The 13,667-nt window shown below is 44.9% G+C and carries 10 protein-coding genes; 4 read left to right on the top strand and 6 right to left on the bottom strand.

The window, feature by feature from the left end; all coding sequences use genetic code 11:
- Positions 1–11: 11 nt before the first annotated feature.
- A complete protein-coding gene (locus HQN88_RS24620; protein WP_173117483.1) occupies positions 12–2,081 on the bottom strand; it encodes a bifunctional aldolase/short-chain dehydrogenase in 2,070 nt (689 codons plus the stop codon).
- A gap of 884 nt (positions 2,082–2,965) precedes the next feature.
- Positions 2,966–3,592, bottom strand: coding sequence for an SLOG family protein (locus HQN88_RS24615; RefSeq protein WP_173117481.1), 627 nt, complete (start codon positions 3,590–3,592; stop codon positions 2,966–2,968).
- Between the two features lie 242 nt (positions 3,593–3,834).
- On the opposite strand from HQN88_RS24615, the gene HQN88_RS24610 reads away from it, so the two are divergent.
- Both HQN88_RS24610 and HQN88_RS24605 read left to right on the top strand, forming a co-directional pair.
- Positions 3,835–4,269, top strand: a complete 435-nt coding sequence (locus tag HQN88_RS24610; RefSeq protein WP_173117479.1) for a methylglyoxal synthase — start codon at positions 3,835–3,837, stop codon at positions 4,267–4,269.
- A 143-nt stretch (positions 4,270–4,412) separates the two neighbouring features.
- Positions 4,413–4,790 (top strand): YmaF family protein, encoded by a 378-nt coding sequence (locus HQN88_RS24605; RefSeq protein WP_173117477.1) that lies wholly within the window; start codon positions 4,413–4,415, stop codon positions 4,788–4,790.
- A gap of 47 nt (positions 4,791–4,837) precedes the next feature.
- Here HQN88_RS24605 and HQN88_RS24600 read toward each other — a convergent pair whose 3' ends face one another.
- Together HQN88_RS24600 and HQN88_RS24595 are read right to left on the bottom strand one after the other, a co-directional pair.
- Positions 4,838–5,854: a dienelactone hydrolase family protein gene (locus HQN88_RS24600; RefSeq protein WP_173117475.1), complete on the bottom strand. Its 1,017-nt coding sequence runs from the start codon at positions 5,852–5,854 to the stop codon at positions 4,838–4,840.
- A gap of 22 nt (positions 5,855–5,876) precedes the next feature.
- On the bottom strand, positions 5,877–7,163 hold the full coding sequence (locus HQN88_RS24595) for a Gfo/Idh/MocA family oxidoreductase (RefSeq protein ID WP_173117684.1): 1,287 nt from the start codon (positions 7,161–7,163) through the stop codon (positions 5,877–5,879).
- Positions 7,164–7,317: 154 nt separating this feature from the next.
- On the opposite strand from HQN88_RS24595, the gene HQN88_RS24590 reads away from it, so the two are divergent.
- On the top strand, positions 7,318–8,142 hold the full coding sequence (locus HQN88_RS24590; RefSeq protein WP_173117473.1) for an AraC family transcriptional regulator: 825 nt from the start codon (positions 7,318–7,320) through the stop codon (positions 8,140–8,142).
- On the opposite strand, the gene HQN88_RS24585 is transcribed toward HQN88_RS24590, so the two are convergent.
- The gene (locus HQN88_RS24585; RefSeq protein ID WP_173117471.1) at positions 8,090–9,010 is read right to left on the bottom strand and encodes a helix-turn-helix transcriptional regulator; all 921 of its coding nucleotides are present in this window, start codon (positions 9,008–9,010) and stop codon (positions 8,090–8,092) included. The two genes, HQN88_RS24590 and HQN88_RS24585, sit on opposite strands and share 53 nt — an antisense overlap.
- Before the next feature lie 147 nt (positions 9,011–9,157).
- On the opposite strand from HQN88_RS24585, the gene yicI reads away from it, so the two are divergent.
- Positions 9,158–11,479 carry an alpha-xylosidase gene (yicI, locus tag HQN88_RS24580; RefSeq protein WP_173117469.1) on the top strand — a complete coding sequence of 774 codons (2,322 nt, stop codon included), beginning with the start codon at positions 9,158–9,160 and terminating at the stop codon, positions 11,477–11,479.
- 707 nt (positions 11,480–12,186) lie between these two features.
- Here yicI and uxaC read toward each other — a convergent pair.
- The gene (gene uxaC / locus HQN88_RS24575) at positions 12,187–13,587 is read right to left on the bottom strand and encodes a glucuronate isomerase (RefSeq protein ID WP_173117467.1); all 1,401 of its coding nucleotides are present in this window, start codon (positions 13,585–13,587) and stop codon (positions 12,187–12,189) included.
- Between the last annotated feature and the right edge of the window lie 80 nt (positions 13,588–13,667).

Raw genomic sequence — 13,667 nt, 5'->3', positions numbered from 1 at the left:
TATTAGTTGAATTAGCGTGTGAAGGCAGCAGGTACGCCACCATCCACTGTGATCATGCAACCTGTTGTTTTAGCTGCTTTGGATGATGCGAAGTACACGATAGCTTCTGCCACATCTTTGGGGAAAATATTAACAAGCAACGTCGTTCTCTTACGGTAGTGCTCTTCCAATTGATCCGGTTCAATTCCGTAGGCAGCAGCACGCTCATTGCGCCAGTTGGAATTCCAAATCGCGGATCCTTGAAGGATCGCATCTGGCAATACGGAGTTCACGCGAATTCCAAACTCGCCGCCTTCTGCTGCAATACAACGTGCCAAGTGAATCTCTGCCGCTTTAGCCGTGGAGTATGCGGAAGCATTTTTCCCTGCGAATACGGAGTTCTTGGAGCCTACGAATACCATGCTGCCACCAATGGTTTGCTTTTTCATAATTTTAAACGCTTCTCTCGCTACAAGGAAATACCCTGTGCTAAGCACGTTCATGTTCAAGTTCCACTCTTTAAGGGATGTTTCGTCAAAAGGACTGGAAGTCGCAAGACCTGCGTTATTCACGATAATATCGATTCCGCCGTAGCTAAGAATGGATTCCCGGAAAGCTGCTTCTACTTCTTCTTCCTTCGTTACGTCCATGCGGACAGCAATCGCTCTATTATCGCCATATTGTTCGTTAAGTTCTGCTGCCAGCTTCTGAGCGCCTTCAAGGTTCAAGTCCGCAAGTACAACGTGTGCGCCATCTTTCAAGAATTGACGAGCTGTTACACTTCCGATTCCGCCCGCGCCACCAGTGATGAAAGCAACTTGACGGGAGAATTCAGCTTCTGCAGGAGCTAATGTTAGTTTATAAAGTTCAAGAGGCCAGTACTCAACATTGTAGGATTCATTTTCGCTAAGGGATACGAACGTTCCAAGCGCTGTAGCACCTCTCATAACGGAAATCGCACGGTGGTAAAGTGCGCCGCTAATCTGTGCCATAGCCCAGCTTTTGCCGGTGTTGATCATTCCGATCCCTGGAATAAGGATAACACGTGGAGCTGCTTCATTGATAACGTCGCCTTCATTTTTGTTACGGTCAAAATAAGCCTTGTACTCTTCTTTGTAAGCTTCTATACCAGCTTTAAGTGCTTCAGTTAAGGAAGCTGCGTCACCTGTTGTTGGGTTCCAATCAATATATAAAGGCTTCATTTTCGTATGAACAAGGTGATCCGGGCAAGCTGCACCTACTTGGGATAACGTCGCTGCATCACGGCTGTTTACAAATTGAAGCACATCGTCTGCACTGTCAATGGTGAGGATCATTTTCTTTTCGTTGCTTACCGCACCGCGTACAACTGGAAGAACTTGTGCCAATAGTTCGCTGCGAGCTTCTACACTAAGAGATTCGTATTTGGAGCCGCCATATAGGTTCGCTTCGTTCACGAGAGCTTCAATGAAGCTTGCTGCTTCATTAATGATGGCAATCGTTTTGAGGTAGCTTTCTTCGGACGTTTCGCCCCAAGTTACTAGACCATGCTTCTCCATCAGGACAAGCTCAGCCTTTGGATTGTTGCGAACGCCATCAGCGATCATTTTGGAAAGTGTAAAACCAGGACGCACATAAGGTACCCACACGAAACGGTCGCCGTAAATTTCTTTCGCAAGCTCACGTCCATTGTGTGCACAGCAGAGCGAGATAATCGCATCTGGGTGCGTGTGGTCAACGTTTTTGAATGGTAAAAAGGCATGTAAAAGCGTCTCAATGGAAGCACGCGGGTGCTTGCTGTCGATCATACAGTTGGCTAGGTAAGCAACCATTTCTTCATCAGTCATTTCGTCACGCTCGATCAAGGGACGAATATCTTCCATACGTAGACCTGTGAAATTCTTTGCTTTCATTGTTCCAAGGTCCGAACCGCTACCTTTAACCCACATGATTTCTACATCGCGACCACGGAAGTCTTTCTCTATTGTTTTGTAAGAAGTGTTGCCGCCGCCCCAGTTACAAACAGCGCGATCTGTACCTAATAAGTTAGAACGATAAACAATTTCCTCTACGCCTTTCGATACTGCATTCGCTTTTGAAGCATCCCATAAATTCGCAACCATGTAAGTACCCTCCTAAGTTTTACATCCCATGTGTATGTGTTTGTTTTTGATGGTTTCATCTTAACACATCTTTGTTTGTATTTGAATAATTATTTTTATGTTTGTTTTAGGCAAAAGCAAACACAGATAATTCCGTGTATCGAGTATTAAAATGAATGGATTGACTCGATTACAAGGGAAATATTAGGGTGATATCGAGTAGAAAGGTCAAGCGCCGCTGTTCTAATCTGCGAATGTGTGGGTTTTCTTCTGAATTCCACAACAACGACGCTCCATCCGTACAATAACTGGAAAACATACAGCTAATTCTGGGGAAATTACCTTTTGAAGCACATTAACTGGATAACCTACAGCTATTTTCAGCTAAAACCACTGTTTCAAGTAAAAAACCAAATATTAACCACATATTTTCCATTTAGTTCAATTTTGTCGCCTAGAATGCTGAATTTAACTGTATGTTTTCCATTTAATCGTGAGGGTGGATGTTGGAGGAGTCTTCGGTAAACATCGAGTAACAGAAAGGTGAGTTTAGAGACAAATTCGATGTTTGTTGAGTAGCTATGATGCATGGGGACAAGTTCGATGTTTGTTGAGTAACTGTGGTGCACGGAGGAATGTTCGATGTTTGTTGAGTAGCTATGATGCATGGAGGCGAGTTCGATGTTTGTTGCGTAACTATAACGCACGGAGGCAAGATTGATGTTTGTTGAGTAGCTATGGTGCACGGAGCCAAGTTTAATGTTTGTTGAGTAGCTTTGGTGCACGCACGGAGCCAAGTTTGATGTTTGTTGAGTAGCTATGGTGTACCGAGACAGTTTGGTGGTTGTATTGGACAGTTCTCTCTTTATTCGGAAGGCTAGATGCCGGGAGGAGAGTCAGTCGGCCTAAATGTCATCGTCAAAATGCCACTTATCTCCACTACTAACTGAATCCCCAGACATGTCATCTTGGATGTCGCCGCCGTAATCTCCGTGCTCGTCCTCGGCCACATTCTGCAAATCGAAAGCGTTGATCGTTATGATCGGATAGGTATGATGCGCGGCAATTTGAGCAGCCTGCAATTTCATGAATTTCGGAGAACCCTCTGTCTCTTCATCATAGACCAGCAGAATGCCATCAGAGTTTCGCAGAAGAAACTTGTCCCTCTCTTTAAACTGCCAAGGCCCCTCATATTTAGTCTTCGTTATACTGTTGACGTAATTGGCCCGCTGCATCACGCTAGCGTAGCATCCCTTTTTATCGTCGCTCCACTTCTCTTCTTGCTCCAAAAATGGCGTAAGCACAGCAAGCTTCAACTCAGGATAGGTACGCTCTCTCAGCTCTAGCACAGCCTCTGCCGCCCACAGTTCTACCCCCCATTGCCCACTTACAACAACCCATTCGAGCCCGTCATCTATTAAAGCGATGATCCGCTTTTGAATTGCTTTTTTGATTATCGGAATGCCAGGATGCTTCAATGAGAAAATACCAAGTTCATTCGCTTTGTACCCTGTAATCAGTACGCGTTTCATCGAGTTCACCTCCTAGTTAATACTCCTAAAAGGTTAGCACAGATGATTCTAATTAGAAAGGAGGTGTTTCTCATAATAATTATGTCAGTTAATATAACACGAACATTCACGACAATGACTTAAAGACAATATTATGACTGTTTTTATCAAAATAATGATTGAATTTTTAATTATTTTGCGATATTCTGATCTTAACACAAATAATTATGTTAATTTACATGACATAAAAGGAGCGGATAGGAATGAATATTGCACTCGTTGCGCATGATGTGTACAAAAACTTGCTCGTGGACTTCGTAATTGCTTATAAGCATATTTTCCAAAAACACCAGCTCTATGCAACAGGAACTACAGGAAGAAGAATTAGTGAAGCAGCAAAGCTGGACGTGATTCGACTACGCTCAGGCCCGTATGGTGGGGATCAGCAGATTGGTGCTATGATCGCCATGGATGACATTGACTTGCTCATTTTTTTCCGTGATCCGATCTCAGCATTAGGTCATGAACCCGATATTACAGCGCTCCTTCGCCTCTGTGATGTGCAACAAATCCCTCTCGCGACTAATCTTGGAACAGCAGAAATGCTAATTAGAGCTATGGAAAACGGCTTCCTCTCTTGGCGCGAAGAAATTCGCAAATATGATTCCCCACGATTGAATGGTACAGACCACAAATAAGACTGCCTGAAATTATAGAAGAATCTACTGCCAATCTACCTTTCAGAATATTATAATATTCCTATTAACTAGCCTCTTGACCAAGCCAGTCCACTATGATTTGCATACCTTAATATCATCTCTTCTTGAAAGGATGATAGACAATGGCTAGAATCAAGCAAGGATCAGGCGGCCCCGTTCAATTCAGACATCGCATGGAGGGTTTGACATCTCTCACACAAAACCATCGGCATTCTTTCGGTAATTTAAGTGACATTGTGATTCCCGAGGATGGCAGACACCGTCACACTTTCCAAGGCATCACGACAACAGCTGACGGACATCGCCACACGTATTCCGGTCGTACAGGTCTCAACATCGGTGTAGGCGTGAATCATTTTCATCGTTTTCAAATATCAACAAACATTGCAGATGGACATCGCCACATCATATCTGGCAGAACTACAGGTGTCATTCGTCTTGGCGTTGTCGTTGGGCACAAATTAATTATTGAGAGTATTATTCGTCAACGTGTAAAATAAATGTCAAAAAAAGACTACTGAACAATATTCAGTAGTCTTTCTATTTTTTACAGATTTTTCACCAACCATGGATACGCCTGACTCCCATTCACTTCATGAACACCATCATAGAGATGTACACCCAGTTGCTCTGGCGCTCCCGCCAACGCATACTCACGCTCCAAGTAGGAAACAGCTGTTTCCACCCCATCAACGGGGAAAATCGGATCCTGTCTGCCTGAAGCAATGAACAACGGGCGCGGAGCAAGCAAACCAATGAGTTCTGGCAGTTCCGCGAATTCGAGCGCAGCAGGCAGATAGTTATCAATGCAATGCCGAATGCCCATGATACTGCGCTTAAATGTATTGGTGAACGCGCACAGGACCGATGCCTGAATGCGTTCATCTAATACGGCCGTGTAAGCAGCAAGTAAGCCGCCACCCGAGAATCCAAAACAACCGATTCGACTTGCGTCTACTTCCTCACGTGTTACGACGTAATCCAACACACGCATCGCCTCATGAACACGCACCCCAGCTATAGACATCCCATATAGCATAAGATGAGAAGCAAGTGTCTGGCAGGAAGAGTTCCCCACTTGTCCATCCTTCTGATCTTCCTCCAAGCGCCGATCACCGAAGCCTAGGATTTCAGGGACTACAACGACGAAGCCGCGCCTCACCAGCTCTAGCGCGTAGTTGCCATGAAGATCCCATTCGCCCTCATGTTCCGTTCCATCAGCGTTCAAGCCTACGATTTGCCTGCTCCCATAGCCATGACCATGCAGAGCCAGTACGCCAGCACGCTTTTGAGAATCTCCTTTGGGCAACAGCACATACACAGGAACCCGAAAACCCCAAAACGTACCGATTTCAATTCGCTCCCGGACATGATCCTCAAACTGGGCACGATCAAGAAGAACAGGACGAAGATCGTCCTGTTCTTCCACGGTCACCGCTAAGGAGTCAGCCAAGCGCTTTTTCATATGAGCTTTCGCATGTTCAGCCCATTCCGTACGACTCTGCTCACGTTTCGATTCGAAAGCGCGATAGAGCTGTTCCATACTCGCGTCAGGACTCCACATCGGACTCAACCTCCGTCACAAGCTAAAATTTCACAAGTTTATCTACAGCAACTGGTTGCCCTGTACGCAATGAAATATTGCCAGCAATACCTGTAAGAATAGACATCGCTCCATCTACATGAGATGCCGCGCGGTTGAAACGATCGTCGGATGGCTTGTCGAAGATATCCTGCAACAGAACCGGATCGCCACCACCGTGGCCGCCAACGCCTTCTTCGATTTCAACTTGGTAAGGTGCTGCAAACATCGGGAATACCGTAATCGTTTTCGCTTTCAACGCACCCTCATCCGCTTTATCTCCGCCTGAATTTACGTAAGATTTCTCAACAACTTTCATTTCAATACGACCTTTGCTGCCGTTAATATTCACATTAAAGCCTTCCCAAGGCAAGTAGGCATTCAAGGAGTACGTCAGAATCGCTTTATTTTTGTAACGAACCATCACGCCCATCGTATCTTCAATGGAGATCCCGTCACCAAAAACGCTCTGATCACGCTGATAACCATCCTCATGCTCAGCATCCAAATAGAGCCCTTTGAGATGTTCATTTTTATCCAATTGAAGTCCAAAAGGATCCTCTTTCGCATACTCATTCCCTGTAGCACGTTGATAGAACTTCGTTTCGCCGCGTTTCTCTGCATTGGCTTTCCCATAAAACATCAGATCTCCCATGGCAAAAACAGTCTCAGGCTGTGTCCCTAACCAGAAGTTAACCAAATCAAAGTGATGCGTTGACTTGTGCACAAGCAACCCGCCGCCATTGCGTTTATCACGGTGCCATCTGCGGAAATAGTCGGCGCCATGCTCTGTATTGAGCAACCATTCGAAATGAACGGAGTGGACGTCACCAATCGTTCCATCCATAATTAACTCCCGAATTTTCGTATTGTGCGGTGCATAACGGTAGTTAAACGTAACACGAAGCTGACGGCCCGTACGTTTAATCGTATCCAAAATTTCTTGGCATTTCTCTTCATCAACTGTCATCGGTTTCTCCGAAATAACATCACAACCAAGTTCCATTGCTTTAATAATGTAGGTGTGATGTGTACGATCCACCGTAGTTACAATGATGACATCCGGCTTCTCATTACGGATCATTTCTTCGAATTGATCAGCTTTATACGTAGGAACAGCATGATACTCATACTTGCCCGCAAGTAAGCCATTCGTAAAGTTCATGCGCGTTTGGTTAATATCACAAATGGCTACAAGCTCAGATGTATCTTGAAAATCTTTTACCATGGAACCATAGAAGAATTCAGCTCGTCCACCAGTACCTACAATCGCATAACGTGTTTTCATCAGTTAATGCCCCTCTCGATTAAAAAGAATGTCATCTCTTATAGCAAGATTAATACAATATTTGTTGTGTTTCTAATCAAATATTACTCAATACCTTTATTTCCTTGCATATCTTGCTGTAAAATAGAGAGACAGAACCTAACCTAGAGAGGTGTCTATGTTGTTTCATTACGAGATTGAAAGAATTCGCAGAGAACAGCCCTACACAATGCTAGTGAATCATTTCCATGATCATTATGAAATTTATTATTTGCTAAGCGGTAAACGTAATTATTTTATTCATGACCGCGTCTATGCTATGCAAGAGGGTGATCTTGTATTTATAGATAAACATACACTCCATAAAACACTTGATGCCGATGATCGTCCGCACGAGCGCATCTTACTCAATTTTGAAGAGCGCTGGATCGCTATGAAAGAAGATGAAACCTATTCGATTGCGCTATCTCCATTTCGTCAAAAACATTATATTGTCTCTCTGTCTGGAGCGAATCGCACAATCGTTGAGAATTTACTCTTCAGCTTATTGCGGGAAACGCAGCAAGAGCAGCTCGGTTGGGAACTGAATAGCAAAGCATTGCTCACACAGTTGCTGATATTCTGCTCAAGACTTATGGGACAGCCAGGGACGCTAGATGAGCATCCCCAGGCTTATAATCCGAAGATTTTCGAGATCGTCACCTATATCAATGAACACTTCAACGAACGATTGTCACTTGCGCTCATATCCGAAAAGTTCCATATTAGTCCAAGTTACTTCTGCCGCTCGTTCAAAGATACGATTGGCTTCTCATTCGTTGAGTATTTAAACAATTTACGTATCCGTGAGGCGCAACGCTTATTAAGGGAAACAAAGCTCAAAGTGATCCACATAGCCGAGCAAGCCGGCTTTGACAGCGTCGCCCACTTCGGGCGCGTATTCAAGCAAGTTACGTCGCAGACTCCATTGGAATGCCGGAAGATGATGCATCTGAGTCTCTGATCAATTTACGATAATTGGACGGTGTCATCTGTTTCAACGCTTTAAACGTCTTAATAAAGTAACTCGGACTCTCGAAGCCAACCTCACTCGCAACATCAATGATTTTGATCTTTGGATCTTCCAGACACTTCATCGCTTTCTCGACTCTATAGAAGTTGAGGTATTCGATGGGTGTCTTTTTGACGATTGCTTTGAAAAACCGACAGAAATGTCCTTCACTCATCCCGATCAAGCCTGCGAGTTCAGGAATCATAATCCGTTGATTATATTGCTCATGCATAAATTGAAGCGCAGGCTTAATTCTCTCAATTTTACTTCCTTGTATTGCGTTTCGAGGCAGATCAGCGGATAGTTCACCATGTGGCAGCAACTCAGCGAATATCGCGAGCAGATTGGCCTTTATTTTGAGCTCATAACCTAGTGGCTTTCCCTCGAATTGCTTAATAATATCCACGAGCATCGGGCGTACATGTTGTTCCCACGAATCTGTTGAACGGTAGATGCTAGGCAAGATCAATCGTTGTTCCATCCACGGCTGTATGTATTTACTTTGGATAACATCATAAGCACTGCTGCTGAGTAAATGGGAATCAAAGACGATAGCATGAAAATAGGCAGGAAATTCGCTCGCAGGATAACATGCATGTAATTGACCACTCGGAATGAGCAGCGATTCACCTTGCTGAAGTTCCGTCAAAGAGGAACCAATATAGAAGCATGCGCTTCCTTGCGTCATATATATAAATTCAATTTCCTCATGCCAGTGGTAGTTGAAGAAAACGTCATTGACTTTCTCAACCTGGTACACACTTAGCGGGAACATGAGATCGCCGTGAATTCGACCTTCATGCAAGTCATCCAAATTCATAGCGTAGCACTCCTTATATCAAAATTGTTATATTTCTGTATCAGCATCCTGCAAGACAATCATATCATAAAGCGATTACACTTTTAATCAAAGACTCATAAATTTATCAATATAGTTATACAGTTCACATTTAAGGAGTTGACTGCTTTGAAATTTAGTGATGGTCAATGGATGACCCGCAAAGAATACCAAATTATTAGTCCTGTTGAAGTACATGATGTGTATACAACCGATCGTTCTCTGACCCTTTTCGGCCCGCCTAAACCGATCATAGACCGAGCTGGAGAATTAGACACCCCCCTTATCGAAGTCAAATTAAGTTCCCCCTTGAAGGATGTTATTCGTGTTCAAATTTATCATCATAAAGGAAAGAAACAAGTCGGTCCCTACTTTTCACTCAACACAGATGAGAGCCATTCCCTGCAAATAGAGGCAAATAAAATAGAAGCAAGCTTAACCAGCGGCAATTTAAGGGCCAGCATTCGAAGAGATCAACCTTGGCGTCTTGCATTTGATTACGAGGGGCGTAAGCTTACTTCCAGCGGCTTAAAGAGCATCGGATACGTAATCTCGGATAACGCTACAACTTATGTAAGAGATCAATTAGACCTTGGCGTTGGAGAGAGTGTCTATGGGCTTGGTGAACGTTTTACTTCCTTTGTCAAAAACGGGCAAAGCGTTGATATCTGGAATCGTGATGGAGGAACGAACTCCGAACAATCGTACAAAAACATTCCTTTCTACATCACCAATAAAGGGTATGGTGTTTTCATTAATCACCCCGAGAACGTGTCCTTTGAGGTTGCCTCCGAGAAAGTTTCTAAGGTGCAATTCAGTGTAGAAGGTGAATATCTCGACTATTTCCTGATTGGCGGGGCTAATTTAAAGGAAGTACTTGGCAATTACACTACGCTAACTGGAAAGCCCGCGCTGCCGCCAGCGTGGACCTTCGGACTCTGGCTGACCACTTCGTTCACGACCAACTATGACGAATCCACAGTAACAAGCTTCATAGATGGTATGGCTGAACGCGAATTACCGCTTCACGTCTTCCATTTCGATTGCTTCTGGATGCGCGAGTTCCATTGGTGCGATTTTGAGTGGGATACGCGGATATTCCCAGAGCCCGAACAGATGTTGCAGCGGCTCAAAAGCAAAGGCTTGAAAATCTGCTTGTGGATCAATCCCTATATCGCCCAACGTTCCCCGATGTTTGAAGAAGGTATGCAAGGTGGTTATTTGCTGCAAAGACCAAACGGAGATGCATGGCAGTGGGATATGTGGCAACCTGGCATGGGCATCGTCGACTTTACGAACCCTGCCGCCTGTGAATGGTACGCTGCGAAACTAAGAAAGCTTGTCGATATGGGTGTTGACTCGTTCAAGACAGATTTCGGTGAACGCATTCCAACAGATGTCGTCTACTATGACGGTTCTGATCCTGTCAAAATGCACAATTACTATACGCAACTGTATAACAAAGTGGTCTTCGATGTGTTAGAAGAGAAGCTTGGCAAGGGGGAAGCTGCCTTGTTCGCGCGTTCCGCAACAGCTGGCGGACAACAATTCCCTGTCCATTGGGGCGGAGATTGTACGGCTACATACGAATCCATGGCTGAAAGTCTGCGAGGCGGCCTATCGCTTGGACTTTCGGGATTCGGCTTCTGGAGTCACGACATCGGAGGATTTGAAAGTACATCTAGCGCTGACCTGTATAAACGTTGGGCAGCATTCGGTCTTCTCTCCAGCCATAGTCGTCTACATGGCAGCCGTTCGTACCGAGTGCCATGGATGTATGATGAGGAAGCGGTTGATGTCTTGCGCTTTTTCACCAAGCTCAAAAGCAGATTGATGCCTTATATGTTCCAAACGGCTGTTGATGCCTCGAGGCTCGGATTACCGTTGATGCGTGCGATGGTGCTGGAATTCGGTGATGATCCGACGTGCGATCACTTAGATCGTCAGTATATGATTGGAGATTCCCTGTTAGTTGCGCCTATTTTTGATGACTCAGGGGAAGCATCCTACTATCTGCCTGCCGGAACTTGGACACATTTCTTAACTGGGGCAAAAGCCGAAGGCAATCGGTGGTATAAGGAGCACCATGATTACATGAGCATCCCGCTCCTCGTCCGACCGAACACGTTGTTAGCGATTGGAACGGTTGATACGAAACCAGACTATGATTACTTGGCGAATAGCGAATTCCACCTATTTGAGTTAGAGGACGGACATGAAGCCGTTTCCCGCGTGTATCATCCGACAACGAAAGCGGAGTTTACCCTCACGGTTACGCGCAACGGCAATGTCATCCAGATCATTCCGGCGGGCAATTCAGCCACTTGGATCCTTGTACTTAGAGGCATAACATCCGTAACTAACGTTGAAAATGGCACTCTTTTACCGCATGAGCATGGCCTGAAAGTAACGCCTGTCAACACAAACTCAGCTATTTCTCTAACCATCTGATCCAACGTAAATAGACTCCCCTTTCACTTCAATGATGAATGTGAGGGGGAGTTTTTTCCGATTTATTATCAGGATTTCGAGACCTCCGAACCCCCTCCAAGCCCCTAGGCTTCATCTAACTGGAAAATGTACAGCTATTTCAGGGAAATCCCCTCGATTTTTCAAGATAGATGGAAAATATGTAGCTAATTTGACGAAATCGGATCAATTTGGCTAACCTCCGTTAAATTAACAACATAAAATCCATCTAATTAACATTTTCACGAAATAAGTGAGATATTAACTGTATAAAATCCATTTATTCACGCCGTGGAGCGCGGATCCGGGCGTGAAGCCTCTCTCTGGTTCCATTTCTTCACTCCAACCCACTCATCCCCACTCTTCTCTCCACCACTCTCACCAAACTAAGCCTGCCCTCCACTCTTCCTCACGCTTCACTCCACCACTCTCTCCAAACTAAGCCCGTCCTCCACTCTTCCTCACTCTTCACTCCACTACTCTCACCGAACTAGCCTGCCCAACACTCATCCTCACTTTTCACTCCACTACTCTCACCAAACTAGCCTGCCCAACACTCATCCTTTCTCTACTCTTCACTACTATCACCAAACTAATCATGCCCTCCACTCCCACCAACAGCCGGCCGCGGATCCTCCACAAATAAAAAAACCTTCGTGCAAGCTCACGCTCACACAAAGGTTTGTCAGTTAGAAACTGAAATATTGTTTTGCATTGTTGTAGGAAATGCCTTGTACTAGCTGTTTCAACAACTGCTCGTCGTTCGGGAACTCGCCTGCTTCAACCCACTCACCAATCATATTGCAGAGAATGCGACGGAAGTAGTCATGGCGCGTGTAGGACAAGAAGCTGCGGGAATCCGTTAGCATCCCAACGAAACGACCTAGCAAACCGAAGTTGCCTAGGGATTTCATTTGGGAGATCATGCCGTCGCGCGTATCATTGAACCACCATGCGGCGCCCAATTGGATTTTGCCAGCGATGCCATCGCCTTGGAAGCTGCCCATCAAAGAAGCAAGAATCTCGTTATCCCGCGCGTTCAGGGAATAGAGAATGGTACGCGGCAAGGAATCCGCTACGGCAAGTGCGGATAAGAGTCCCGTTAACGCACCCGCAACAGGGCTGTCACCGATGGAGTCAAATCCTGTATCTGGACCTAGTTTCGCGAATGCCTGTCCATTGTTGTTACGCGAAGCATTGATATGATATTGCATGGCCCAATCCAATTTCTTGTAGATGCCGCCTAAGAAGATGAGCGTGAATGCCTTGTACTTCTTCTCGTCTTCCAGGCTTACGGGTTGACCAGCAAGACCTGCCGCGAAGATCGCGTCAACTTCTTCTTTGGTCGCTGCCGCGAACGGTACATAATCCAACGCATGGTCAGATACTTTACAGCCTACAGAGTCAAAGAAGACAGCGCGGCTTTCTAAACCAGCCAATAAATCATCATACGTGCGGATCGGTGTTCCTACCGCTTTTTCAAGTTGAGCAATCCACGGAAGGAATGTAGCACGGTTGATTTCAAGCGCTTTATCCGGACGGTAGGAAGGCAATACTTGTGTATTGAATCCTTCGATTTCTTTGATTAGGATGTGGTATTCCAAAGAATCCACAGGATCGTCAGTTGTACAAATCACCGTTACTTTGGAGTTTGTAATTAGGTCTCTGGCGCGGGATCCACCCTCAGCCAGCTTCGCATTCACTTTTTCCCAAATTGTTGGTGCATTCTGCTCATTAATGATATCGTACACACCGAAATACGTTTGTAGCTCCATGTGGGACCAGTGGTACAACGGATTGCCAATTGCCATAGGAAGTGTGGAAGCCCATGCTACAAAGCGATCATAATCACTAGCTTCTCCCGTAATTTTGGACTCGTCGATACCATTGGCACGCATCATCCGCCATTTGTAGTGATCACCGTATAACCAAGCTTCGGTGATGTTGTTAAATTGTTTATTTTCATAAATTTCCTTAGGACTTAAGTGGCAGTGATAGTCAATAATCGGCAATTCTTTGGCATATTCATGAAAAAGATGTACGGCAGTTTCATTGTTAAGCAAGAAATTTTCGTCTAAAAACGTTTTCATAAAGGAATTTCCACCCTTCTCAAGCTGAATGATCTGCCATCTATATTAGCAAAAAATCAGCTCAGAAATCTTGCGATTTC

The sequence above is a fragment of the Paenibacillus qinlingensis genome, assembly GCF_013204845.1.
GTDB lineage: Bacteria > Bacillota > Bacilli > Paenibacillales > NBRC-103111 > Paenibacillus_E > Paenibacillus_E qinlingensis.
The sequence above is the reverse complement of the archived record's forward strand: the minus strand, read 5'-3'. Positions and strand labels throughout refer to the sequence as shown.